The sequence below is a fragment of the Microbacterium sp. genome (genome assembly GCF_047972865.1).
Taxonomy (GTDB): Bacteria; Actinomycetota; Actinomycetes; order Actinomycetales; family Microbacteriaceae; genus Microbacterium.
The window spans coordinates 1-25,093 of the sequence record NZ_JBKEAY010000131.1 but is presented as its reverse complement, the minus strand read 5'-3'; the positions used below and the strand labels follow the sequence as shown (position 1 = coordinate 25,093).

General features: G+C 70.1%; 22 protein-coding genes. 10 read left to right on the top strand and 12 right to left on the bottom strand.

What is annotated here, in order from left to right; genetic code table 11:
- Nucleotides 1-2: 2 nt before the first annotated feature.
- The gene (locus ACK5KK_RS08195; RefSeq protein ID WP_416889594.1) at nucleotides 3-1,430 is read right to left on the bottom strand and encodes a protoporphyrinogen/coproporphyrinogen oxidase; all 1,428 of its coding nucleotides are present in this window, start codon (nucleotides 1,428-1,430) and stop codon (nucleotides 3-5) included.
- A 55-nt stretch (nucleotides 1,431-1,485) separates the two neighbouring features.
- Between ACK5KK_RS08195 and ACK5KK_RS08190 the strand changes: the two genes are divergently transcribed.
- A complete protein-coding gene (locus ACK5KK_RS08190; protein ID WP_416889593.1) occupies nucleotides 1,486-2,061 on the top strand; it encodes an HhH-GPD-type base excision DNA repair protein in 576 nt (191 codons plus the stop codon).
- A 3-nt stretch (nucleotides 2,062-2,064) separates the two neighbouring features.
- Nucleotides 2,065-2,490 carry a DUF1801 domain-containing protein gene (locus ACK5KK_RS08185; RefSeq protein WP_416889592.1) on the top strand — a complete coding sequence of 142 codons (426 nt, stop codon included), beginning with the start codon at nucleotides 2,065-2,067 and terminating at the stop codon, nucleotides 2,488-2,490.
- 19 nt (nucleotides 2,491-2,509) lie between these two features.
- Here the strand turns inward: ACK5KK_RS08185 and ACK5KK_RS08180 are convergent, their stop codons facing one another.
- Nucleotides 2,510-3,895 (bottom strand): glycine--tRNA ligase, encoded by a 1,386-nt coding sequence (locus ACK5KK_RS08180; protein WP_416889606.1) that lies wholly within the window; start codon nucleotides 3,893-3,895, stop codon nucleotides 2,510-2,512.
- 342 nt (nucleotides 3,896-4,237) lie between these two features.
- The gene (locus ACK5KK_RS08175; protein ID WP_416889591.1) at nucleotides 4,238-5,209 is read right to left on the bottom strand and encodes a LuxR C-terminal-related transcriptional regulator; all 972 of its coding nucleotides are present in this window, start codon (nucleotides 5,207-5,209) and stop codon (nucleotides 4,238-4,240) included.
- Nucleotides 5,210-5,625: 416 nt separating this feature from the next.
- On the opposite strand from ACK5KK_RS08175, the gene ACK5KK_RS08170 reads away from it, so the two are divergent.
- The gene (locus ACK5KK_RS08170; protein ID WP_416889590.1) at nucleotides 5,626-8,097 is read left to right on the top strand and encodes a tetratricopeptide repeat protein; all 2,472 of its coding nucleotides are present in this window, start codon (nucleotides 5,626-5,628) and stop codon (nucleotides 8,095-8,097) included.
- Nucleotides 8,098-8,100: 3 nt separating this feature from the next.
- Here ACK5KK_RS08170 and menC read toward each other — a convergent pair whose 3' ends face one another.
- Nucleotides 8,101-9,216, bottom strand: a complete 1,116-nt coding sequence (menC, locus tag ACK5KK_RS08165; protein ID WP_416889589.1) for an o-succinylbenzoate synthase — start codon at nucleotides 9,214-9,216, stop codon at nucleotides 8,101-8,103.
- A gap of 33 nt (nucleotides 9,217-9,249) precedes the next feature.
- Nucleotides 9,250-10,779, bottom strand: coding sequence for an alpha/beta fold hydrolase (locus ACK5KK_RS08160; RefSeq protein WP_416889588.1), 1,530 nt, complete (start codon nucleotides 10,777-10,779; stop codon nucleotides 9,250-9,252).
- 111 nt (nucleotides 10,780-10,890) lie between these two features.
- On the opposite strand from ACK5KK_RS08160, the gene ACK5KK_RS08155 reads away from it, so the two are divergent.
- From ACK5KK_RS08155 to ACK5KK_RS08145, 3 genes are all read left to right on the top strand, one after another.
- Entirely contained in the window at nucleotides 10,891-12,156 is a 1,266-nt protein-coding gene (locus ACK5KK_RS08155; RefSeq protein ID WP_416889587.1) for a peptide synthetase, read from the top strand.
- Between the two features lie 99 nt (nucleotides 12,157-12,255).
- Nucleotides 12,256-12,705, top strand: a complete 450-nt coding sequence (locus ACK5KK_RS08150) for an aromatic ring-opening dioxygenase LigA (RefSeq protein ID WP_416889586.1) — start codon at nucleotides 12,256-12,258, stop codon at nucleotides 12,703-12,705.
- Nucleotides 12,706-12,838: 133 nt separating this feature from the next.
- Nucleotides 12,839-14,233 (top strand): MFS transporter, encoded by a 1,395-nt coding sequence (locus ACK5KK_RS08145; protein ID WP_416889605.1) that lies wholly within the window; start codon nucleotides 12,839-12,841, stop codon nucleotides 14,231-14,233.
- A 20-nt stretch (nucleotides 14,234-14,253) separates the two neighbouring features.
- On the opposite strand, the gene ACK5KK_RS08140 is transcribed toward ACK5KK_RS08145, so the two are convergent.
- A complete protein-coding gene (locus ACK5KK_RS08140) occupies nucleotides 14,254-15,231 on the bottom strand; it encodes a fumarylacetoacetate hydrolase family protein (RefSeq protein WP_416889585.1) in 978 nt (325 codons plus the stop codon).
- 218 nt (nucleotides 15,232-15,449) lie between these two features.
- Here ACK5KK_RS08140 and ACK5KK_RS08135 point away from each other — a divergent pair, with 218 nt between their 5' ends.
- Genes ACK5KK_RS08135 through ACK5KK_RS08125 form a run of 3 tightly spaced genes read left to right on the top strand, consistent with a single transcriptional unit; the run spans nucleotide 15,450 to nucleotide 17,634 of the window.
- A complete protein-coding gene (locus ACK5KK_RS08135) occupies nucleotides 15,450-16,673 on the top strand; it encodes an FAD-dependent oxidoreductase (RefSeq protein ID WP_416889584.1) in 1,224 nt (407 codons plus the stop codon).
- Between the two features lie 10 nt (nucleotides 16,674-16,683).
- Nucleotides 16,684-17,289 (top strand): TetR/AcrR family transcriptional regulator, encoded by a 606-nt coding sequence (locus ACK5KK_RS08130; RefSeq protein WP_416889583.1) that lies wholly within the window; start codon nucleotides 16,684-16,686, stop codon nucleotides 17,287-17,289.
- A gap of 48 nt (nucleotides 17,290-17,337) precedes the next feature.
- Complete coding sequence (locus ACK5KK_RS08125; protein ID WP_416889582.1) at nucleotides 17,338-17,634, top strand: hypothetical protein; 297 nt, start codon at nucleotides 17,338-17,340, stop codon at nucleotides 17,632-17,634.
- A 26-nt stretch (nucleotides 17,635-17,660) separates the two neighbouring features.
- Here ACK5KK_RS08125 and ACK5KK_RS08120 read toward each other — a convergent pair whose 3' ends face one another.
- The 6 genes from ACK5KK_RS08120 to ACK5KK_RS08095 form a co-directional block, all read right to left on the bottom strand.
- Complete coding sequence (locus ACK5KK_RS08120) at nucleotides 17,661-18,635, bottom strand: class I mannose-6-phosphate isomerase (RefSeq protein ID WP_416889581.1); 975 nt, start codon at nucleotides 18,633-18,635, stop codon at nucleotides 17,661-17,663.
- Between the two features lie 2 nt (nucleotides 18,636-18,637).
- Nucleotides 18,638-19,867: an ADP-dependent glucokinase/phosphofructokinase gene (locus ACK5KK_RS08115; RefSeq protein ID WP_416889580.1), complete on the bottom strand. Its 1,230-nt coding sequence runs from the start codon at nucleotides 19,865-19,867 to the stop codon at nucleotides 18,638-18,640.
- 28 nt (nucleotides 19,868-19,895) lie between these two features.
- Entirely contained in the window at nucleotides 19,896-20,762 is an 867-nt protein-coding gene (locus tag ACK5KK_RS08110) for a ketose-bisphosphate aldolase (protein ID WP_416889579.1), read from the bottom strand.
- A gap of 39 nt (nucleotides 20,763-20,801) precedes the next feature.
- Nucleotides 20,802-21,647 carry a carbohydrate ABC transporter permease gene (locus tag ACK5KK_RS08105; protein ID WP_416889578.1) on the bottom strand — a complete coding sequence of 282 codons (846 nt, stop codon included), beginning with the start codon at nucleotides 21,645-21,647 and terminating at the stop codon, nucleotides 20,802-20,804.
- 1 nt (nucleotide 21,648) lies between these two features.
- Nucleotides 21,649-22,578: a carbohydrate ABC transporter permease gene (locus ACK5KK_RS08100; RefSeq protein ID WP_416889577.1), complete on the bottom strand. Its 930-nt coding sequence runs from the start codon at nucleotides 22,576-22,578 to the stop codon at nucleotides 21,649-21,651.
- A gap of 72 nt (nucleotides 22,579-22,650) precedes the next feature.
- On the bottom strand, nucleotides 22,651-23,943 hold the full coding sequence (locus tag ACK5KK_RS08095; protein ID WP_416889576.1) for an ABC transporter substrate-binding protein: 1,293 nt from the start codon (nucleotides 23,941-23,943) through the stop codon (nucleotides 22,651-22,653).
- Between the two features lie 180 nt (nucleotides 23,944-24,123).
- Here ACK5KK_RS08095 and ACK5KK_RS08090 point away from each other — a divergent pair, with 180 nt between their 5' ends.
- On the top strand, nucleotides 24,124-24,939 hold the full coding sequence (locus ACK5KK_RS08090) for a DeoR/GlpR family DNA-binding transcription regulator (RefSeq protein WP_416889575.1): 816 nt from the start codon (nucleotides 24,124-24,126) through the stop codon (nucleotides 24,937-24,939).
- The last annotated feature ends 154 nt before the right edge of the window (nucleotides 24,940-25,093 follow it).

Here is a 25,093-nt window from a genome sequence, read left to right as displayed (position 1 = left end):
GCTCAGGCGTCGATGTCGGTCCCGCGCCAGAGCGCGTCGCTGCGCACCCGATCCGCCTCGGCGATGCTGTCGGCGACCGTGCGGGCCAACCCACTGCCGGCGAGCCAGGCACCCACGACGGCCACACCGCGCCGGGCGGCGACCGCCGCGCGGACCTCGTCGGCACGCGCGCGATGTCCCCGCACGGATGCCGGCTCCGCACGCCAGCGGCGGACGGTGACGGCATCCCGCACGTCCAGGGCGGCGGGATCGAGGTCGTAGAGTCTCGCCGCGGCGGCGAGTGCGTCACCGGTCCGGTCGGCGCCTGCCTCCGCCCGGGAGGGCAGCGTGACCCGCAGGAGGTGCGTGCCGCCGGGCAGGCGTGCGCGCAGCCACGTCCACACCGCGTCGGCCTGCACCGCAGAGGCCGAGCCGTCGCGGGCGTGCACTTCGTGGCCGCGCGGCGCGTCGTCCAGGGCCGGGGCGTCAACGATCATCGTGACGACATCGATCGCATCGCCCCCGTCCCACTCCGGCAAGGGCACCGCGGATGCCAGCAGGCGCCGCGCGCCGGGCCCGTCCGCCGCGACGATCACGATGTCGGCGTCGAGCGACTCGGGCTCGTCCGTCGCGGGGTCCTCACCGGTCACCGCCACGCGCCACCCGCCGCCGTCGCGGGTCGTGATCGCCGTCGCGCGTGTGCCCACCCGGACCGCGGCACCGAGTTCGCGAAGCTGCGTCTCGATCGCGTCCACCAGCGCGTGCAGCCCGCCGCGCAGCGACCGGACGGGGACCTCCGGGGCATCGGCGGCGAGTTCGGCGACGGCCGCCGCCAGGGAACCGGTGCGGGTGAGAGCCGTGCTCAGCCCGGGCGCGGCGATGCCGACGTCGACGTCGTCGGGGGCGACCCCGAAGGTGCCGCGAGACAGCGGCGCGACCATGAGGTCGACCACGCGTGCCCCCATCCGGGTGCGCGCCAGGTCGCCGAGGCTCTGCTCGTGCCCGATCGTCAGCGGCGGACGGAGCCGATCGAGGTACGCGCGCCACGCGCCCGCCCAGCCGATGAAACGCCGCGCCTCGTCCCCCCACGGGTTGGCCGGGATGCCGAGCACGCTCAGCGCAGGAAGCGGCGCCGCCCCCGACGGCAGCCCGCTGATCCAGCGGGCGCCGGGAGCGGGGGCGACGGCCTCGGCGTCCAGCCCCACGTCGGAGATCAGCGCACGCATCTCGGGCGAGGACGCCGCCCAGCGGTCGGCGCCGGTGTCGACGCGGATGCCGTCCACCTCGGCATGCGCGATCGTGCCGCCCAGGCGATCCGAGGACTCCACCAGGGTCACCGCCAGCCCCACCTTTGCGCACTCGCGTGCCGCGACCAGACCGGCGATGCCCCCGCCGACGACCACGACCCGGGTCTGACGGGCGTGGCGGGCGAGAGCGGGCTCCTCGGGCATGCGTTCATCCTCCCACCTCACCTCCTGGCAGACCGGCCCCTGGCAGACTGTGCTCATGGCACTTCACATCACCGGCGACGCCGCCGCCGACCGCCTGCTCACCGACGACCCGCTCGCGCTCCTGGTCGGGATGCTGCTCGACCAGCAAGTCGCGATGGAGACCGCCTTCGCCGGACCGCTGAAGATCTCGCAGCGCCTGGGCACCCTCGACGCCGCCACCATCGCCGGCACGGATCCCGACACCGTCTCCGCCGCCTTCTCGCAGACCCCCGCGGTGCACCGGTACCCCGGGTCGATGGCCGCGCGCACGCAGGCGCTGTGCACCGCGATCGCCGAGGACTGGGGCGGTGATGCGTCCGCGATCTGGACACGGGGCGACCCCGACGGCGCGACGGTGCTGCGCCGGCTGAAGGCGCTGCCCGGGTTCGGTGAGCAGAAGGCGAAGATCTTCCTCGCGCTGCTGGGCAAGCAGTACGGCTACGACGGTGCGGGCTGGCGCGACGCCGCGGGGTCGTACGGCGATGAGGGGTCGTTCCGTTCCGTGGCCGACATCGTCTCACCCGAGAGCCTGGCGAAGGTGCGCGAGCACAAGAAGGCCGCCAAAGCCGCCGCCAAGGCTGCGAAGAGCTGAGACGTGCAGCCCACCGGAGGGAGCGTGGCCGCGTTCGTGGCGCAGGTCACTCCTGCCAAGCGCCGCCGGGATGCCGAGACGCTCATCGCGCTCATGAGCGAGGTCAGCGGACGCGAACCCGAACTGTGGGGCACGATCATCGGCTTCGGCAGCTGCCACTACCGCTACCCGACCGGCAACGAGGGCGACATGCCCCTGATCGCGTTCGCGCCACGCAAAGCGGCATCCACCCTCTACGTACTCGACGGCACCGGCGAGCATCCGGCCGAGCTCGCCCGGCTCGGCCCGCACACCGCCAGCGTCGGGTGCGTCTACATCAAAGATCTCGAGCTCGTCGACCAGGAGGTGCTGCGCACCCTCGTGCACAAGGCGTACGCGTTCACCGTCGGCGGCGGCAACGACTACGCGCGCATCACCGTCACCGGCTGACGCCCGCAGGCGCGGGCGCTCAGGCTCCGCGCAGGCGCTCGGCCAGGGAGGCCTCCAGCGCGCCGAGTCCGATGCGCTCCTGTGCCATGGTGTCGCGGTCGCGGACGGTGACGGCGTCGTCGTCGAGGGAGTCGAAGTCGACCGTGACGCACAGCGGTGTGCCGATCTCGTCCTGCCGGCGGTACCGGCGGCCGATCGCTCCGGCGTCGTCGAAGTCGACGTTCCAGCCGCGTCCCCGCAGCCGGTCGGCGGTCTCGCGGGCCAGCGGCGAAAGGCGCTCGTTGCGCGACAGCGGCAGCACGGCGACCTTGACGGGCGCCAGCCGCGGGTCCAGGGCCAGCACCGTGCGGGTGTCGGTGCCGCCCTTGGCGTTGGGGACTTCCTCCTCGCGGTACGCGTCGACGAGGAACGCCATCATCGAGCGGGTGAGACCGAACGAGGGCTCGATGACGTACGGCACATAGGTCTCACCCGACGCCTGGTCGAAGTAGGTGAGCTTCTGCCCCGACGCCTCGATGTGGCTGGACAGGTCGAAATCGGTGCGGTTGGCGATGCCCATCAACTCGCCCCACTCCTTGCCGGGGAATCCGAACCGGTACTCCACGTCGATCGTGCCCGTCGAATAGTGCGCCCGCTCATCTTCGGGCACGTCGAACTGGCGCATGTTCGAGGGGTCGACGCCCAGGTCGACGAACCAGTCCCAGCACGCCTGCACCCAGTGCCGGAACCACTGGTCGGCTTCGGCCGGAGGCGTGAAGAACTCGATCTCCATCTGCTCGAACTCGCGGGTGCGGAAGATGAAGTTGCCGGGGGTGATCTCGTTGCGGAACGCCTTGCCGACCTGGCCAATGCCGAACGGCGGCTTCTTGCGGCTCGCCGTGAGCACGTTGGAGAAGTTGACGAAGATCCCCTGCGCCGTCTCGGGACGGAGGAAGTGCAGGCCCGACTCGTCATCGACGACGCCGAGGTAGGTCTTCACGAGGCCCGAGAACGACTTCGGCTCCGTCCAGTTGCCGCGCTGGCCGGTGTCGGGATCGGGGACTTCGTCCCAGCTCTCCGGCTCACGGCCACGCTTGGCGACGAACGCCTCCCACAGATGGTCGGCACGATACCGGCGGTGAGTGATCTTCGACTCGACCACCTCGTCGGCGAACGTGGCGACGTGGCCGGAGGCCTCCCAGACCCGTTTGGGGAGGATGATCGACGAGTCCAGACCCACCATGTCGCCGCGCCCGCGCACGAAGGTCTGCCACCACTGCCGGCGGATGTTCTCCTTCAGTTCGGTGCCCAGCGGCCCGTAGTCCCATGCCGATCGAGACCCCCCGTAGATCTCCCCCGCCTGGAAGACGAACCCCCGATGGCGGGCGAGGGCGATGACTTTGTCGAGGCGGGACTGCTCGGCCACAGGTGGCTCCAAATGGTCGGTGTGGTGCGGGTGCGCGACGGCGCGGGATGCCGCAGGCGGCGGCACCGCCCGATTCTACCCGGGCGGCGTGAGGTGCTTTCTCCAGGGCAGGGAATGTCGGGTCCACGACATGGCGCGATACGTCAGTCCAAACCCTTGGCAACGGGCCCCAACCGCGAGAAAGTACATGTGGGAGCAATCGACCGCGACACGCGTCGACCGCCTCGGGATCATCATCATCGGGCCCCCTATCGTGATGGTTCCGAAGGCGGCGCGGTCGGTGCACCAACCCCCGGTGTGGGGCGGTCACATGCATGAGGTGTGACCGGCGTGGGGTGCGCTTCAGGCACTGCGCATCCCACGCCGCCCCGCCTCGTATCCGAGTTGGATACGAGACGCGGCGCCGAGCTTGTACATCAGGTCGCGGGTTCGGCGTTGCACGGTGCGTTCCGACAGGCCCAACTCGGCGGCGACCGCCCCGTCGGTCGCCCCCGCCAGCAGCATGCTGAGGATGAGGGACTCGGTCTGATCGAGCTGGTCCTCCACGCGAACCCGCCGGTCGGAGTCAAGACGGAACGGGCGCGCGGCACGCCACACGTAGTCGAACAGGGCGATGCCGGTGACGACGATCGGGCTGTTCTGCAGGAACATCAGCCGCGTCGAGCCGTCCGGCCCCGGGGGCAACGGCAGCATCACGATCGCGTTGTCGATGATCACTATCCGCACCGGAATGCGGTCGATGGCCCGCAGTTCGATTCTTGGGCTGAGCCGACCCAGAACCTCGATCAGCCCCCCAGGCGCGACCAGCGCCCCGTCGGGGACCACGACGTCGTTCTGCACACCGCGTTCCACGGCAGCGGTCAGCGTGGGGTACCCGTCGGCCGGGACGATCGCGATGTCCTCCTCACCGGCGAGCGAGCGGATCGTCTTCATCGCGCGCGAGAACATCTGGTTCGCCCGGTCGACCACCGCTTGACGCCCGACGACGACCTCAACGGTGTCGCCGACGTCTTCATTGCTGCCGCGGCGGCGGTACCGGCGGTCGAGGTCGGACACATCCGCAAGCCAGCGCGCGCCCAGCGCGTGCGCGGCCTCCACCACGCCTCGCAGCGCGACGTTCGGAGGCGCGGCCACAAAGCCGCCGGACTCGTCCGGGTAGACCAGGCCCGACCGGCGCAGACGCCGTAGCACGTCGTGCACTTCGTCGATCTCCATGCCCAGCCGCACCGACAGCCCGCGCGCATCCAGCGCGCCAGCGTCGACGATCTCGCCGTACGCTTCCAACTCGCGCTCAGATGGCCCGAGATCCGTCATCGCTTTCCACCTTGCCCCGCTCCCCGTGGGTCCGCGGGGCGATTCTAGTCCGCAGCGGGTCCGCGCGCATGGGGGCGACTCCGCGGCGGCCTCGCCGGGGGAGGAGACTCACCGCCCGAACCGCGCTATCGCCGGATCGAGCACGGGGCGGAAGGTGGTGCGCCGCGGGCGGATCCGGGCACGCAGCGGCCAAGTGACACGTCGCAGCCAGCTGTGCATGATGACCTCCTATGACTCGGGAGACGCGGCGCGACCCGTTCCATGACGCGCCTCCCGCCAATCTCACTGAACAGGAGCGGAGTCCCGGGGCACTGATACCCGGCCGCGACCGGTCTCACCTGTGGATAACTCGGACCGCCGCGGGCCAGGCTGACTACGATCACCCCTGGTGCCACCACGCGAGGACAGGGGGGTGGATGTTCACCGGGACGACTCCGGCGACGCTCGACGAACTCGTGGAACGGCTCCGCACCCGCCGCGCTCAGGCGATGTCCCCATCGTTCAGCGAGATCGCGCGTCGGGTCAGTTCGGCGCGTGCGGCACGGGGAGTGCCCGCCAGCGATCGCTCCCCCGGTCGCGTGACCGTCTACGACTGCTTCCGCACCGGCCGCCGCCGCCTCGACATCGAACTCGTCCTCGACATCGTCGCGGCCCTCGGCGCCGACGAGAGCGAGATCTCCCAGTGGCGCCGCTGGTGCCTGGGGCTGCAGCCGCCCGGGCCGCGCGCGGTCGTCACCGCGCGCTCCTCCACCCCGGTCGTGACGCTGCCGCACGCACCGCGACGCCTCGCCGAGCGAGTGCGCACGGCGGGAACGACGCTGGTGGTCGGCATGCCGGGCGTCGGTAAGACGCAGCTGGCCGCCGCCGCCCTCGGCCGGATGGCCGCCGCCGATGTGGTGTCGGAGGTGATCACGATCGACGTTCGCGGCAGCGATCAGTCCGTCCCCCCGGTGCACGCCCGCGCCATCCTCGACGGAATCGCCCGCACCCTGGGCAGCGACGTCGACGAGCGGGTGCGCACGTCGGAGTACGTCGCGCGGATCGTCCGCGCACTGGCGGTGCGCCGCATCGGGGTGCTCCTCGACGACGTCGGTCGCGCGGACCAGGTGCGCGCCCTCGTCCGAGGTGTCACCCGTACACCGCTCGTGGTCACCAGCCGCCTCGCCCTGGACGTCTGCGTGGACTGCCGCATCGAGGTGCCGGGCTGGGACGCCGATGAGGCCGTGGGGTTCTTGGCGCTGCGCGTCGGCGCGGATCGGGTCGCTGCCGAACCGGATGCCGCGCGCGCCATCGCCGAGCTGACCGGCGGACTGCCGCTGGCGATGTCGCTGGCGGCGACCCGCATCCAACAGCAGCCGCGCTGGTCCCTGCGCGATCACGCTGACGCGTTGCGCACGCGGCTGGCCGGTCTGCAGCTCGACGACGATGTCTCGGCGTCGCTGCTGTTGTCGTACCAGTCACTGACGGCCGGTCCCCAGCGCGCCCTGCGGATGTGCGCCGTGCAGCCGGTGGAACAGCTCCCGGCAGCGCTGGTGGCGGCGGTGCTGGACTGCCCGCCGCGCGAGGCCGACGAGATGCTGACCGCGCTCGCCGATGCGCACCTGATCGCGCGTGGACCGGCAGGAGAGATCGGCATGCACGCCCTCGTGCGCACGTTCGCCGAAGCCCGCTCCCTCGAAGAGGACCCGCAGGCACGCCGCAACGCCGCCGTCGAGCGCCTCGCGGCGGCGTACGTGTCGGCGGCGCGCGACGCACGGCCGGCCGCGTTCGCGCTCGACGACGACACCGAACGCCGCGGCCACCCGATGGATGCCGCCGCGGCGAGCGCCTGGTACGCCGCCGAGATCGGCAACCTGATCGAGGTCGCCAGCGCCGTCACCGCACGACGGCCCGATCTGACCGTCGCGATCGCCGACGTCATCAGCCCCTACATCGAGTCGCAGTCGATGTTCCGCGCCGCGACGGGTCTGTTCCATGCCGCCCTGGAGTGCGCGAAGGAGCTGGACGACCCACGCGCCGTCGCCGACGCGGAGTACCGGTTCGGTCATCTGCTCGTGCGGCGCGGCGGACCCGGCGCCGAACGGCACCTGCACCGCGCGATCGAGATCGCGCGGGCCGCGGGCCTGCCGCGCACCGCTGTGCGCGCCTACAACTCGCTTGCGGTGTACGCGGGGTACCAGGGCGACGTGGATGCCGCGATCACCGCCTTCCGGCACGTGAAGGAGCTCGCCGTCGAGGCGGGTTTCGAGGCCGCGCTGGGGACCATCGACGACAACATCGGGGTCACGCTGCGTCATACCGGGGATCTGGCCGGCGCGACGGAGCACCACCGCGCGGCGATCGCGTTCGCGCACGTACGCGGCGACGCCGGCCGCGAGGGCGGGGCGATGAGCAATCTCAGCGAGGTGTGCCTCGCCGCCGGCGACGTCGCGGAGGCGATCGCGCTCGCCCGGGCCGCGATCGAGCTCACGCGCGAGGTCGCCCTGGGCCGCTACGCGCACGCGCTCACCAACCTCGGCAACGCGGAGGCCGCCGACGGCCAGCTGACGGCGGCCCGCGAACACCACGAGGAGGCGCTCACCCACGCGACCATCGTGGGCGAGGGACCGTTGGTGGCCTACATCCACAACAACCTCGCCGCCTGCCTCCACGCCCTCGGCGACGACAAGGCCGCACGCGCGGAGTGGTCGCTGGCACGTTCGGTGGCCGAGAGCGCGGACATCCGTTTCGAGCGGGCGCGCGCGCTGGTCGGGCTGGCGGTCTGCGACACTGCCGACGGCGCGACCGAGAGCGCTCGTACCCGCCTGCACGAGGCGATCGCCGCGTTCGGCACCTACCGGGGCGGTGAACCCAACCGCGCACGACGGCTGCTGGCGGACCTGTCCTGACCGTCAGCGCAGGTCGAGCCGCGCGACGGTGACCTCTTCGAGCGCGGCCTCGTCCACGTCGGCGCCGATGCCGGGACCGGTCGGGACGCGCACGTGGCCGTCGTCGAGCGCGATCGGATCGATGACGATGTCCCGCGCGTAGAACCGGTCCGATGCCGACACGTCCCCGGGGAGAGTGAACCCCGGGAGAGCCGCGAGGGCCGCGTTGGCCGCGCGGCCGATGCCGGTCTCGAGCATCCCGCCGCACCACACCGGAGTTCCCGCGGCCCGGCACAGATCGTGGATGCGCAGCGCTTCGAGGTAGCCGCCGACGCGACCGGCCTTGACGTTGATGACGGCGGCCGCGCCGAGGGTCAGCGCGTCACGGGCGGCCTTCTCGGAGGTGATCGACTCGTCCAGGCAGATCGGTGTCGAGATCCGGCGGGCCAGGGCGGCGTGATCGACGAGGTCGTCGTCTCCGAGGGGCTGTTCGACCATGAGGAGCCCGAAGCGATCCAGGCCTGCGAGGGTGTCGATGTCGTCAAGCGTGTACGCCGAGTTGGCATCGACTTGCAGCGGGATGCCGGGGAATGCCGCCCGCACCGCGGCGGTGTCGCCGAGGTCGCGCCCGGGCTCGATCTTGATCTTGATGCGCACGTACCCGGCATCCAGGTAGGCGGCGACGGCATCCACGAGCGCCGAGGGGTCCCGCTGGATGCCGACGGACACGCCACTGGGGATGCGTGTGTTCGTCGCTCCCAGGTGGCTCGCCAGAGACTGTCCCGCGGTGCGCAGCGCCGCATCGAGCACCGCCAGCTCGAGTCCCGCTTTGACCATGCGGTGGCCGAGGAAGGGGTGGAGGATGCTGGCGACCTCCCCGGGCGCGACGGCGGCGGGGGAAAGGAGCGCCGGAACCAGGAACCGCTCTGCGACGTCCCACGCCCCGCGGGTGTATTCGCTGGAGTACACCGGCGCCTCCTGCGTGACGATCTCGCCCCACCCGTCGCCGTCGGAGGTGCGGGCGCGCACGACGATCGCCTCGCGCACCGTCTGGGTGCCGAAGGAGGTCGTGAACGGCGTCACCAGCGGCAGGTGCACGACGCGCAGTTCGACCCCTTCGAGTCGTACGGCGGCCAGCATGCCGTTCACGTTACCGGCTGGGCGGGGACCGACTCAGCCCCGCACGAACAGATAGCCCCTGCCGTCGCGGAACCCGCCGACGACGCACCCCTCGGCGTACAGTTCCTGGAACCGCGCGCGCACCCGGGTGCGCCAGGCCGCCGCCTCGGCCGGATCGGTGCGGCGGAGGGATTCGATGTCGGGCGGCAGCGGCACGGTCGCGACGATGTCGGCTTCGGCAGGGGTGGACTGTCCCGTCACCGCGACCGGCCACGTCACCAGGAGGCGGTCGGTGGCCTCGCCGCGGTTGACCCCGTCGGCCAGCGCCCCGTAGTGGTCGACGAGGTACTCGCTGACGCGAGCGCCCAGCACAGACAGATTGAAGTGGGCGTTTCGGGCGACCAGGGGGTCGAACGTCCAGGTGATGTGTTCGAGCGAGCGTTCCAGCGCCCAGTCGCGCTGATGCTGCTTCAGCATCCGCCCCACGCCGCGTGACTGGTAGGACGGCAGCACGCCGGTGATGTGCGAGTGCATCGACCGCGCCGTCGGCTCGGCGCAGAACGCGGCGGATGCCCCGATGACGCGGTCGGCGTCGAACACCCCGGCCACGTAGTTACCGGAGTGCGCGAGCGCGCGCAGCAGCTGCGGTGCCACCGCGGACCGGTCGGCCCACACCTCACCGAGCACGGCCGCCCCGGCGACGCACAGTTCCGCCGTGTCGAGGATGCGCACCGTGAGCTCTCCGCCGCCCGGCGGGAGCGTGATGGCGCCGGTCACCGGGGCGGGGGTCTCCGCCGTCGTGACGTGCTCGGCGAACAGGCCCGGCCACGCCATCACCCCGTATGCCGTGCGGGCGACGACCAACTCGCTGCGGGGGATCAGCTCGCTCAGCCGCCGAGCGGTGCGCAACGGGTGGGTGGGGTCCTGCGACCAGGCCAGAACGAGCGTGGGCACCCCGATGCCGCGCACGTGGTCGGGTGACGGGAAGTCGGTGGCGGCCGCACCCCGCAACACCGTCGGCAGGAGCTCTTCGGCCACGGCGAGGCCGGTGGCGGGGGCATCGGCGAGCGCGGGCGGCACCGGCGCCGTGCTGCCGCTCTCCTCATACGCGGCGATGCCCTCCGCCTCGATGAGCGCAGCGCCCGCGAGGTAATGCTGCGCCTTCGCGGCGCGCAGCCCCCACGCCGTCGGCGGTGTCAGCAGCGTCAGCGTCGCGAAACGCTGCGGGTCGGCGACAGCGGCGTGCAGGAGGGTCCCCGCGCCCATCGAGGCGCCGACGCCGTGGACCGTCTCCCCCGGTGCGACGTGATCGAGCAGCGCGAGGAGGTCGGCGGCGAGGCGGTCCCAGCGGTAGTCGCCCGAATCGGAGCTGCCGCTGGAGCGCCCGTGGCCGCGGGCGTCGTAGCGCAGCACCCGGTGTCCGCGCAGCGACCGCCCCAGATCGAGGCCGAGCAGCGCGTCGCGCTCGCGACTGGAGGTGAGCCCGTGCAACTGCACCACGAGCGGTCCGACGTCGCCGGTGAGGTCGTACGCCAGGTGTGCGGAACCGAGGTCAAGAGTCTGCACCACTGTCTCCCGAGTCACGATGTCACAGAGTCACAAAGGGCTGTCCGCCTACCTTACGACCCATTCAGAGGGCGCGGACCCACGCCCGGTCCCGGGCCGCGGCACGCCGACCGCGTACACTACGGCGCGATGCGTCTCACCCATGTGCTCCACATGGAGCTTCCGCCGGGCACCCTGGCGACGTGCGCCGTCGAGCTGCGGGCCGACCGGTCACGACCGCTGCCGATCTCTTTCGACCAGCGGCGCCACGTCGGCGCCGGCGACCGCGCCGGGTCGTGGATGGCGTTGGCGTTGCGGATGCCGGGCCCGGCCGACCGCGCGGCGCTCGCGCACGCGTGGCGCGCCACCTGCGCCCGGCACGGCACGCTGCACTCGGTGTTCGGCGCCGGCGACGACCTGGAACTGCACGCCGCCGACGCGGGGGCCGCGGCGTGGACCGACCACCGGGTCGACGCCGACATCCGGGTCGCGCTGCGCGACGCGCTCGACGCCGGATGCCGCCCGTTCGCCGCTCCGAGCCACCGGCTGTGCCTCCTGGAACCGGACGACGGGTCGGAGCCGGTGATCGTGCTGGCCTCCGATCACTCCCACCTGGACATGTGGTCGCTGCTGGTGCTGGCACGCGACCTGCGGCGAGCCTTGGACGGTCACGCGCTGGAACCGGCGGCATCGTTCTCCGCCCACACCGCACTGCTGGAGCAGGCCCCCGCGGCGCCCGAGTCGGTGCGCGCCGAGTGGACCCGCATCCTCACCGAGGGAGCCGGACGCATGCCGGTGTTCCCGCTGCCGCTCGGCGACCTCAGCGCGCCCCGGCCGGAGATCGTCGAGGTGCACGACGTGCTCGACGCCGACGGGGCGGCCCGCCTGGCCGAGCGCGCCGCCGCGGCCGGTGTGCGCACGACCGCGCTGGCGGTGGCGCTGCTGACCGGTGTGACGCGCGAGCTGGCCGGCGCACCCCTGCGGGCGGTGTTCCCGGTGCACAGCAGGTTCGAGCCGCGGTGGCACGACGCGGTCGGCTGGTTCATCACGAACGCCGTGCTCGAAAACGACGACCCGTCGCCCGCCGCCGGCGCCGCCGCGATCCGCCGTGCCCTCGCCCTCGGCTCGCATCCGCTCGCGCCGATCCTGGCCCCGTGGGGCGGCATGCCCGCCACGCCCGGGATGTTCGCGATCTCGTGGCTGGACGCCCGCCGCATCCCTGTCGAGGTGCCCGGGGCGACCGGAGTGCAGTGGGTCTCGGCGGCGACGGCGACCGACGGCGTGATGGTCTGGTTCCTCGCCGGCGACGACGGGCTCCACCTGCGGGTGCGCTTCCCCGACACGCCAGAGGCCCGCGCGAGCGTGGCGGCGTGGGTGGGTGCCGCCCGGGGCGCCCTCATCGCCGTCGCCGGCTGACCCGGCGACGGCGCGATGCTCGCGGAACGCGGCGACCTCTGCCAGGCTGAGAGCAACGCGGCTCCCGTGCCGCCGTCGACGCCCACCGAAAGGACTCCGATGACGTGTTCGCCCGCCCGTGGCCGGCTCCGCATCCTTGCCGTCGCGGCCGGGGGGCTTTTCGTGGCCGCCGGCGGCGCCGCCTGGACGGCCGTGACGACACAGCTCCGCCACGAGGACATCACGGTGCCCCCGAACGCCGACCTGCTGCCGGGGAGACGCGTGCTGGGCCCGCTGTCCGCGTACGCGCAGGCCGAGGTCATCAAACGCAACGCCGAACGCGGCACCGGTGGTCGCACATTCGCCGACATCAGCGCCGCACTGCGCGGCGTGGACGGCGACTCCGACGAAGCCCGCGAACTCCGCGGGCATAGCGCGTCGCTGGCGACGGCGGCCTCGCTGCGCACGTCGCTGATGACCTCGGTGCTCGCGTACGGCGTGAGCGCCCTGGTCGCGGGGCTCGGGACGGTGTTCCTCGTTGCCGGTGCGCAGCTGAACCGGAAACGCTAGCCGCCTGCCCCCCGCGTAGCAGCGACATTGCGGCGAGCGCACGGCCGGTGTTCGGTCGGTCCGAGAGCATCCGGATGGCCGATAGCCTAGGTCGGTGAACCAGAACGATGACATCCGACGACGACTCACGCGGGTGCCGCCGCAAGGCGCGATCATCGCCGTCCTCGCGATGGCGGGGCTGTCGTCGTCGTTCATGTTCACGCTGGTCGTGCCCATCCAGGCGAAGCTGCCTGAGCTTCTCAACGCCAGCCGGGAGGACACCGCGTGGGTCGTGACGGCCACGCTGTTGGCCTCAGCGGTGATCACCCCGATCGCGGGCCGATTGGGCGACATGTACGGCAAGCGACGCATCGTGCTGGTGCTGCTGGCGGTGCTCGTGATCGGATCGGTGATCGCCGCGCTGTCGTCCGACATCGCGTGGGTGATCGTGGGCCGCACGCTGCAGGGCGCCGCCAGCGGCGTCGTACCGCTCGGGATCTCGATCCTCCGCGACGTGCTGCACAGCAGCCGCGTCGGCTCGGCGATCGCGCTCATCAGCGCCACGATGGGGGTCGGCGGCGGACTCGGGATGCCGCTGAGCGCACTGGTGACCCAGTACGCCGACTGGCACGCGGTGTTCTGGATGGCCGGCGGGCTGGGTGCCGTCGTGTTCGCGCTCGTGCTGTGGATCGTGCCGGTGAGCGTGCTGCGCACCGCGGGCCGGTTCGACTACGTCGGTGCCTTCGGTCTCGCGCTGGGCTTGGTCGGCATCCTCCTGGCCGTCTCGCGCGGCAACGAGTGGGGATGGACCTCCCCGATCGTGCTGGCGTGCGGGCTGGGCGGGGTGGCGGTGCTGGTCGTGTGGGCGTGGTACGAGCTGCGAATCTCCGAGCCGCTGCTGGATCTGCGTGTGGCGGTGCGGCGCCCCGTGCTGCTGACCAACCTCGCCTCGGTCGCGATGGGCTTCGCCCTGTTCGGCTCGAACGTGCTCTACCCGCAGCTGCTGGAACTGCCGCCACCGGCCGGACTCGGGATGACGCTGCTGGGCGCGAGTCTCATCGTCGCCCCGTCGGGCCTGGTCATGATGGTGCTCTCCCCGTACGCCGGCAAGCTCGCCGGGACGATCGGTCCGAAGCTGCTGCTGATGCTGGGGTCGATCGCGCTGATGGCGGCCTACGGGTTCTCGCTGCTGTGGGCCACCGAGATCTGGCACGTGCTCGTGTCGAACCTGCTGGTCGGCGTGGGCATCGGTTTCGGTTTCGCCGCGATGCCCATGCTCATCATGCGCTCCGTGCCGCAGAGCAAGACCGGAGCCTCGAACGGACTGAACGCGCTGTTTCGCGCCCTTGGCACGAGTTCGGCCGCGGCACTGATCGGTGCCGTCCTGGCCGCCGATGCGACCATCCAAAACGGCGTCCCTGTGCCGACCCCGTACGCGTTCGATCTGTCGTTCGCGCTCGGCGCGGGCGCCGCGACGGTCGCACTCGTGCTCGCGTCGTTCATCCCGCAGCATCCGCAGCTGGAGAAGCGACCCTCGCTGCCGGAGTGAGCGCAGCGCGCCCGACGGGCTCAGAACGCCCGGCGGTGTCGTAGCCGGGGCCGATTGCGCGCGGGCGGGATCGCCGGGGCCGGCACGGCGGGTCCGACGGTGGCCACGAGGTCGCCGATCCCCTCGACGCTCATCGCGACCTCGTCACCGGTCCGCAGCGGCGGCGGGGTGAGTGCACCGTTGCGGCCCCACAACTCGCCGAGGCAGCCGCCGTTGCCGACCGTGCCCGAGCCGAGCACGTCTCCGGAGACCACGCGTGAGTTCCGCGAGGCGTAGGCGACCAGTTCACCGAACGGCCACCCCATGTTCGAGAGCAGGTCCTCGCCGACCAGGTCGCCGTTGACCCGCACCTCCGTGCGCAGCGCGAGGAACCCGCCGTCGTCGAGGAACGGAGCGAGTTCGTCGGCGGTGACGATCCAGGGCCCCAGGGTCGTGCCGAAGTCCTTCCCCTTGGCGGGTCCGAGCCGCACCATCATCTCGCGGGCCTGCAGGTCGCGCGCCGACCAGTCGTTCATGATCGTGTACCCGAAGATGTGGGATGCCGCCTCGTCCGGTGTGAGGTTCACGCCACCGCCGGCGGCGATGCCGCCCACCACCGCGGCGACCTCCAGCTCGAAGTCGAGCCGCTCGCACACCGGCGGCGACACCGCCTCCGACGGCGCGAGGACGGTGTGCGGGTTCGTGAAATAGAAGGTGGGGTACTCGTACCATTCGTCGGCGACGTTGCTGGTGCCTTCGACGCCCGCACTGACCCCCTCGACGTGCTCCTCGAACGCCACGAAGTCACGGATCGAGGTGGGCGCGAGCGGTGCCAGCAGAGTGACGTCGGCCAGCGGTGTCGCGGCATCCGTCACCCGCTCGTGGAGGAGGCGGGCGGCCTCGAGTCCGCCGGCGAGCACCTCGGCGACGGTGAGGCCGTCGCCGAACGGCGCGACCGTGTCGTCGATGACGAAACCCTCGCCGATTCCGGTGGCGTGCTGCCAGCGCGCGATCCTCATGCATCACTCCTTCGTCGTGCAGGTGCGCCGCGCGCGGTGTCGCAGTCGGCGTCACTGTCCACTATCGAGCATCGCGGAGCGCCGGGGAATCGGGCATCCGCTATCGCAGGCATCACCGCCACTGATGCTGCAGCGGTGCTCGGCGGCGGTGCTTGAATTGTAATCATAATATCGTTATGGTTCTACGAAACACCGCGTCAACGAAGACGGAGACACACATGAGCGACGACACCCGGCCCATCGTGATCATCGGAGCCGGCCCCGCCGGCATGGCCGCAGCCCTCTCGCTGCACACCGTCGGGCATCGCCCGATCCTGCTGGAGCGCTACCGCGAAGCACGCCCGGCGGGCAACATCCTCAACCTGTGGCCGCCGCCCATCAAGGCGCTCCAGGAGATGGGCGTCGACACCCACCAGCTCGGCGCCGGGTGCCACACCACGTTCCGCGGCGCGAAGGGCAACGTCCGCGCCGACGTGCAGATCCCCGAGGAGGTCGTCCGCGACTACGGCGGTGGCTTCATCGGGTTGCTCCGCCCCGCGCTGTACCGGCGGATGCTCGCGGCCATGCCCGATGGCGTCCTCCGCACCGACGCCGAGGTCACCGGCCTGGACGACCACGGCGACGGCGTCACCGTCACGCTCGCGGGCGGCTCCGCGATCGAGGCGGCCGTCGTCGTCGGCGCGGACGGGATCGACTCGATGGTGCGCACCCGGCTGTGGGGGCCGAGCCGCAAGCGCGACCACAAGCTCGCGATCATCGGCGGCTACACGTTCGATGGCGTGGCCGGGGTCGAACCCGACGAGGTCGTGCTGATGCACAACCGCACCGTGCAGGGCACCTACTCCTCGATCCTCGACGACGGGCGCAAGGGCGTCCAGTGGTGGGTGCTGGAGGCATGGGATCCGGCGGTTCCGGCACCCTCCGACCTGAAAGCCCGTGCCCGCACACTCGCGGGCGGGTTCCCCGGGGCACTGCGGGGTCTGGTCGAAGCGACCGACCCCGCACACGTGCAACGGTGGCCCATCCGCGACCGGAAGCCGCTGACGCAGTGGTCGCGGGGGCGCACCACCCTCGCCGGCGACGCCGCGCACGCAACCTCGCCCTACGCTGCCTATGGAGCCGGCATGTCGATCGGCGACGGCTACACGATCGCGCAGGAACTGACCGGGCTCGACCTCGACGACACCGCCGCGGTCGCCGCGGCGCTGCACCGGTATGACGACCGTCGCATCCCGCACACGACCTCCCAGGTGCAGCAGGCCTACATCCTGGGGAGGATGTTCCACCACGCCCCCGCGTTCCTGCGGCCGTTGCGCGACTTCGTGCTCGATCACACCCCCCTGCTGCAGAAGCAGATCGGTGCGCGCAGCCCCGGCGAGATCGTCGCCCAATTGGACGAGATGGGACCGGGGCTGACCCGCCCGGCATCCGCGCCCGCATAGCATGGCCGGGATGACCACCGCTGATTCGGCAGACCGAGCCCCCCGGCAAGCGCGCAGTCGCGAAAGCTGGGAGCGCGTGCTCCAGGCCGGAATGGACCTGTTCGCCGAACGCGGCTGGGACCAGCTCACGATCGCGGAGGTGTGCCGTCGGGCCGACGTCACACCTCCCACGATCTACGCGCGCGTCGACGGAAAGGCAGGGCTGTTCCGCGCGGTGCACGACCGCTGGCTCGACGAGGTCGACCTCGTCGTGACAGAGCTGACCGCCGAGCACATCCATGACGGGGCGCCGCCGGCGGTGGCCGCGGCATCCGCTGCCCGCGTCGTGCTCGGTGTCTTCGAGCGCAAAGGCGCCGTGCTGCGGGCGCTCATCCATCGCAGCGGGCAGGACGAGGAACTGCTGCGCCGGGGCGGGGAGCCGCTGCGGGGCATGCTCGCCGGCCTCGCCGCGACGATCCCGATCCCGCCTGAACGCGCCGCCGCCGTCACCCGCACGGTGTTCGGCGAGTGCCTGATGCGGGCGATGTACGGCGCCGACTTCCTGGAGCCGGTCGGCGAGTCGGATGCCGCGTTCGGCGACCGTGTCATCGCGTTGGCGCAGCGGCTCGCGGGCTGAACCGCCGCGACCGCCGGCCGCGGCGAGCAGCTCGCGGATGCGGTGCAGGTGCCGGGCATCCGCCTCGGGCACGACGACCGCGGGCGCGGTGAGCCACCCATCGACCACGTCGAGCGCCTGAGCGACGGTGAGGGGGTGCGCGACGACGCGCGGATGCGTCGTGAGTCGCACGAAGGCCAGCGTGCTGACCCACGGGATGAGCACGGTGTCGGGGCCGGTCCGCGACGCGTCGAGCCAGGCCTTGGCCGATCGGTGATGCACCGACGCGCTGTCGACGGCGTCGTCATCGGCGCGGTCGCCACCGCCCGCGCTCACGCCCGGGACCTCATCGACCCGCGCCGCTGACCCGTTCGACCGCGCCGCCAAGGCCATCAGGGAGCTGGCGGGCGTGCGACCAGCACCTCGCCGACGCCGCTCACGGCGAGCGCGCCCTCGGATGCGGCCGTGAGCAAAGTGGTGCCGCGCGGGGCCGTCAGGCCGCCGACCTCAAGCGGTCCGTCGGTCACGACGACGATCGCGAATCCCGACTCGAGGAGAACCTCGCCGTCGACCGGGTGGCGTTCGAGTCGGAAGTAGGCGTCCGCAGCGGGGGGAAACACCGATCCAGACGTGGGTGCCGCCATGACGAACTCCGCGATCTCGCTCGCGGACCGCCCCGCACGGGTTACTGCCTCGAGGGCGACATCGAACCCGAGGCCCAAGTGCCCCTCCGTCGTGCCCCCGAGGGCGAAGCCGTGCCACTCGAGCAGGATCGACAGATCTTCGGGCTGTTGCAGTTCGAGGAGCAGGATGCCGGCCCCGATCGCGTGGAGCTCCCCCGGTGGCACCCACACGACGTCGCCGGGCTCGACGTGCACCTCGTGCAGCAACTCGAGCAGGCCCGCGGTGTCTTGCCGGTCGACGAGCTCGCGCAGGTGCCCGACTGCGACATCGTGCCGTAGGCCGACGTACACCGTGCCGCGCTCAAGGATGTACCAGGCCTCAGCCTTCCCGTGCGCACGACCGAGATGGCTCGCGGCAAAGTCGTCGTTCGGGTGGGCGTGCACGGGAAGGCGTTGGCCCGCGTCGAGAAGCTTCACGAGCAAGCGCGAGTCCGCGCCCCACCTGTTCGCGTGAGGGGCGCCGAGCCAGCCGACAGGGTCCGCCTCGATCGCGTCGCGCAGCAATTCGGCGTCGCCGAGCCGGGTGAGCCCGACGACATCCTCCCCGGAAACGGTTGTCGTCGAGCCCACCCAGTCCTCAGGCTCACGTTCGGGCGCACCCGTCCCACCCCGGAACGCCACGATTCGCGCGCCGCCGCGGTAGAAGCGATCAGCGGGTCTGTTCGAGGGCAGCACGATGGGCATGCTCACCCCTCCCCTGCCGCGTCGACGCGTCGGCGACGGGCTGAGACGGTGGGAAGGACCACCGGAACGAGGAACCCTCCGACGAAGCTGTCCCCCAAACCGATCGTGGTCGGGTGAGAAGTATCGACAACGCGCCCGGCCAGGCCGACGGCATCTGCCCGACGCGCGTGGACGGCTGCGACCACGCGTGAACCGGCCTCGTGCCGCGGCAGGCGATCGGTGTCGGCCAGGTCGGCGGCGCCAAAGGCGTCGCCGAGCCGGTGGCGGGTGGCAGACATGCGCACCGCACTGTCGAGCGACTCGCGGTAACGCGCAGCGCGGGGACCCACGCTCATCGACCAGAAGCGGCTGTGGACGACCAAAGCGGGAGCGGGGATCAGACGGTGCACCTCGTCGAGCGCTCCAGCGACGGCATCGGGGTCGAGCAGGTCCACCGCTCGACCGACATACTCTTGCAACTCGTCTTCGTTCATGCCGTAGACATCGATCCGCGGCAACAGGCGATCCCGCGCGACCGTAGCCAGCTCTCGCCGGTAGTAGCCGGCGTCTTCGTAGTAGACCAAGGCGTCTCGCGGAAGCGCACGCATCGCGATCTCGAGGTCATCGAGTCGTCGCGCGAGGAGAGTCTCGTCTTGCATCGTATTGAAGCCCGAGATGACAAAGGCCCGCGCGCCGCGCAACGCCGTGGCAAGTTCGGGCGCGATCGCCATTTCGCGGTTGGGACGGTCGTTCGCGAAGATGATGCGGTCAGCCACCTCCGAGACGATGACGCCGTCGTCGAGCGCGATCCGCGTTCCCACCGGATACTGCACGATCAGGTGCGGGTCGAGGCTGTCCTCGGTCGCCGAGCACACCCAGGTGATCGCCGCCGGCATGAGACGCCGAACGTTGTCGTCGATACTCACGAGGTGCTGGACACTCGGGATGCCGAGGCGCTCCAGCGCCAGCCCCGCCCGGACACCGGTACCCCCGAGAGTGACCGCCTTGTCGAACCGCTCGGCGAGGCGTTCGATGATCTGCGACGTCGCGACGAAGCGCTCGCCACCGGCGCCGGCATCTACGAATGCCAGTATCGCGGCCACGAGGGCTCGCTCGTCATCGATCGGCGCACTGGCTGTCAGCTCGGCACGGCGCAAGCCGTACTCTCGCGCGAGACCCCCGAGCACCTCGGCATCCCACGCGATCTCGTAGTCGACGGTGCCGCCGAGGCCGAGCACAAGCCGACCACTCATCCGTATTCTCCTCTGGCGGTCCGGCCGCTCAGTACAGGGCGGCCTTGCCCGCGGCGCCGAACAGTTCGATCTTCTCAGCCGCGGTGGCTTTGAGCGCCTTGATCGGCTCGGGCTGAATAGCGTTCGGCTCGCGCAACCGCTCGTCGGTACCGAGCACATCACGCATGCGGTTGTGGTAGCTGACTTTGATGTCGCTGGAGATGTTGATCTTGTTGATCCCGAGCGAAACGGCCCGCGCCAGCTCGGCGTCGGGGTTGCTGGAGCCTCCGTGGAGCACGAGCGGAATGCCGACGGCCGCCTTGATCTGCTGCAGCAGATCGTGGCGCAGTTCGGGGTTCTTGTCAGCTGGGTACAACCCGTGCGAGGTGCCGATGGCGATCGCCAGGCTGTCCACTCCGGTCTCCGCCACGAAGCTGACGGCATCGTCGACGTTCGTGTAGATGATCTCTGCGGCACCCGACTCGCCGTAGCTGTCGTTGGCGCCGATCGTCCCCAACTCACCTTCGACTTGGATGCCCACCGCGTGGGCGGCATCGACCACCTTCTTGGTGAGTGCGACGTTCTGGTCGAACGGCAGCAGCGACGCGTCGATCATGACCGAGGTGAAGCCGGCGTGAATCGCCTCGATCATCTGCTCGTAGCTGCCGCCGTGGTCCCAGTGGATCGCCACCGGCACCGGCGATCGGTGCGCGCGGGCGCGCATCGCAGGGATGAGATCGGTGGTGATGTGCGCGACCTCGTCGGGGTGGATCGCAATGATCACGGGCGCGTTCAATGATTCACTGATGTCCATCACCCCGAGGAACATCGCCCAGTCGCTGATGTTGAAGGCGGGAATGGCGAAGTCGTTCTGATTGGCGACATCGAGGATGGACTTGCCGGTGTACAGCACCACGTGGAATCTCCTGTGTTCGGTGGGTGGTTCGGGTCGGGATCAGCTCTTCACCGAGCCAGCGGTCAGTCCGCTGATGAAGAACCGTTGGAAGAACAGAAAGAGGATCAGCACGGGGATCGAGCCGAGTACGCTCATCGCCATGATCTGGTTCCACTCGTAGGAATGCTGGCCCATGAGCAACTGGATGCCGATGGGCACCGTGCGCATGTCGATCGTGCGGGTGAGGGTGAGGGCGAACAGGTACTCGTTCCACGCGATCATGAACGTGTAGATGCCGACCGACACGATCCCGGGGATGGAGATCGGCACGAGCACTCGCCACAGCGCCGTCATCGAGCCCGCACCGTCGACCCGTACGGCTTCGTCGAGTTCACGCGGCAGCGTGTTGAAGTAGCCGGTCATCATGATGATCGCGTACGGCAGGGTGAACACCATGTAGGTGAGGATGAGGCCGAGGTAGGTGTTGTAGAGCCCGAGCCCGACGACCAGGCCGAAGTACGGGATCAGAAGCGTGATCGGCGGCACCGCCTGGACGCTGACGATCACGACGTTGAGAACGCGCTTGCCACGGAACTCGAACCGACTGAACGCGTAGGCCGCCTGGATCGCCACCAGAAGCGTCGAGATCGTCACTGCCCCGGCGACAATGTAGCTGTTGACGAAGAAGCGCATTGTTTCGGCGTCGGTGAAGATGGCCCCGTACGCGTCGAACGAGAAGCTCTCGGTGATCAGTCGCGGCGGCAGTTCGAAGATCTCGGTGTTCGACTTGAACGAGTTCGACAGCATCCACACCACGGGGCCAGCCGCGAACACGGCGCCGAGAAGCAGCGCGACGACGAGGATGGCGCGGGACGTGCGCCGGCGGGCGAGGGCCGATAGCGCCATGTCAGTCTCTCGCTCTCTGGTGGCGCACGTAGAACACGGCCAGCACCATAGACAGGAGCAGCACGAGCACGGCTGAGGTCGCCGCCAGGGCGAAGTCGTACTTCGCGAAGGCCAGCTTGTACGTGTACGTGCTCAACACCTCGGTCACGTTGATCGGCCCACCGCCGGTGGTCATCCAGATGAGCGCGAACTGCTGGGAGGTCCAGATCAGATCAAGCAGCACGAGGCTCACGATGATCGGGCGCAGCTGCGGCACCGTGACGTTCCAGAATCGCTGCACGCTGCGTGCACCGTCGACGGTGGCCGCCTCGTAGAGATCGCTCGGAATGCCTTGAAGCCCTGCCAAGAGGCTCACCATGAAGAACGGGTACCCGGCCCAGATGTTGATGAAGGTGACCGTCCCCAGCGCCAGCTGCGGTGAGGCGAGCCACTCGATGTCCGTGTTGAGTAAGAAGTTGATGACCCCGTTGGGGGCCAGAAGCATGCGCCACAGCACGGCGATCACAGCGACGGTGAACAGCCACGGCAGCACATAGAGTCCGCGAAAGATCGCGCGGGAGACGTTGCCGATGAGCGGACTGTTGAGCATGAGGGCGAACACGAGGCCGAGGACGAGGTGGGCGGCCACGCTGGCGACCGTGAAGAGGGCCGTGTTCGAGGTGGCGTTCCAGAATCCGGAGTCGGTCAGCACCGTGACGTAGTTGTCGACCCCGACGAAGGTCGGCGACTTCTCCAGAATGGCGTCGTCTTGGAACGAGTAGCCGATGACCATGACGATCGGAACGATCATCAGCACGAACAGCAGCAACAGCGTCGGCGAGACGAAGGCGTAGGACTCGGCCGTTCGCCGCAATTGTCTGCGACGCTTCGACCACGAAACACCGGTGACGAGCACTTCGGTGTCGAGCGACTCTGGCGATCTGAGTGTCATGGCAGGGCAGGTTTCCTCCGGGGTCGGGGTGCCGGCCGGTCAGGCGCGGCACCCCGGGATCGGACGGGTGGGTCAGAACTCCGCTTCCCACGCCGTCTGCGCTTTGGTCAGCGCTTCTTCCATGGACTGCTGACCGTCCAGCGCCGCCTGAAGCTGCTCACCCAGCTGACGCATGAGGTCCTCGGCGACCGGAAGACCCGTGAACTCGTTCGCGGGGTATCCAGCTGTGTAGATCTCGAACGCCTGCTCGAACAGCGGGTCGCTACCCGAGAAGTCGGGTACCGAGTCCTTGTTGCCGGGGAACGCGTTGGCCATGGTCGACAGCTCAGAGTTGATGTCTTCGCTCATCAGGAACTCGACCAGCTTGAAGGCGGCGTCCTTGTGGTCGGAGTTCTCTGCCACACCGATGCCCCACGACGCGTAGGGGATGCCGCGCTCACCGGTGTAGTCGTCCTCTGCCGGAATCGCCGAGATCGAGAAGTTCAGATCGGGGTTCGATTCGCGAATCAGGTTGATGTGGGCGAGCGAGTCGATCATCATGCCGACGCGACCGTTGGTGAACTCTTCGACCTTGTCCTGCTCTTTCATGGTGAACGAACCTGAGGCGATGACGCCGTCGTTCCACAGGCCGTCGACGTAGCCCATCGCTGAGGTGACATCGGCGTTGGTGAGGTCGGGCTGACCGTCGTTCACCATCGATCCACCCGACGCCCACACCCACGACATGACGTCGTTCTGCACACCGTTGGGCGTCTCCAGCGAAAGCGGAAGCACCCAGCCCGACACGTCTCCGCCGAGAGCCGTGACCTTCGCGGCCGCGTCGGCGAACTCGGTGCGCGTGGACGGGGGCGCGGTGACGCCGGCATCTGCGAGCAGATCGTCGTTGGTGAACATCGGGTAGACGAAGTTGACGACCGGGATCATGTAGGCGGCGCCGTCGACCTGAATCTGACTGGCGAGCTGGCTGTCGTCATAGCCTGCCTCGCTCATGAGGTCGGTAAGGTTCGCGATCACGCCCTGCGAGGCGAAGTCGTTGACCCACGCGCCGTCGAGACCGACAACGTCGGGCATGGTGCCCGACGCGGCGCCCGCGAACAGCTGCTCTTTTGTCGAGGCGTACGGGCCGCTGACGAGATCGACCGTGATGCCGGGGTTTTCGTCCTCGAATTTGTCGATGAGTGCGCGGAACTCGCCATCTGGCAACTCCGGCTCCCACCATTGTGCGAACTCGATCGTCACGTCGCCGGCGGCGTCGGTGGATCCATCGGTGGATCCACTTGAGCACCCCGCGGCCAACAGCATCGCGGCAGCCGCGGTTGCGGCTCCGACGATCCTCAGGGACTTGCCCCCAACTGCAATGGTCATCGCTTCTCCTCTTTGAGTGTCAAGGTCACACACGCCGAGATGCGGCTAATTGCGCCTTTCAGCATAATTATGCCGCTCTCTGCGGTGTCGTCAACCGCTCGTTACCCTTTTGTGCTCATTCATGCTTGATTTTGCTCGTTTTGTCGCAGTCCAGGCACTGCCGTGTGCTAGAGAAGTGGGATGAGCACAACAGGCGGACCGCGCGGACGACGGCTCCCGGCTGGGCGCAAGGCCGACCTTGCGGCGTACGTCGCCGAGAACGGCCAGGTCACCGTGACCGACCTGGCCTCGCACTTCGGAGTGTCTATCGACACCGTGCGACGGGATCTGGATCAGCTGCACCGCGAGGGCGCACTCGTCCGTACGCACGGTGGCGCCCTCAGCACCGTCGAGGGTGGCATGCGCGACCGCGGGCTCGACGTGCGCCTGCGGGTGCAGGTCGAAGAAAAGGAGCGGATCGCGCGCTTGGCCGCCGAGATGGTCGATGACGGCGCCGTAGTCATGCTCAACGCGGGAACCACGACCCTCGCCGTCGCACGCGCACTGCGCAACCACCGACACCTGACGATTGCCACGAACAACCTGCGGATCCCGTCCGAGATCGCCCCGTCCGCCTTCCGCGACCTCTACGTCTTCGGCGGTGCGGTGCGCACCATCACGCAGGCGACCACCGGACCGGTGGCCTTCACAATGAGCCCTGGCGGTCCCGAGATCGAGATCCGCTGCGACCTCGCACTGGTGGCCGTCGGCGCCGTCGATGCCTCGGGCTACTCCACGACGAATCTCGGCGATGCCTCGATGATGGCCGAGATGATCCGCTCCGCCGACCGCACGGCCATCCTCGCCGACTCCACCAAACTCGGCAGGCGCCTGTTCGCACAGGTCGCGCCGCTCGACGGCGCCAACTACCTCATCACCGACGCGGCGCCGCCCGCCGACCTCGCGGCGGCCCTGGCCGAAGCCGACGTGACGATCACCACCGCCGACCCTCGGTGACCGCCACCCGCGACATCCCCGCCGATGCGGGGTGTCACGAGCCCTGGACGCGAGAACGAGCGCCACTCCTCGCCGCGGTGGACCCTGCCCATACCCCGCCGTCGACACGGCGGATGAGCTCGGCGCCCGCACGTTCTCAGTCGCCGAACTCCTC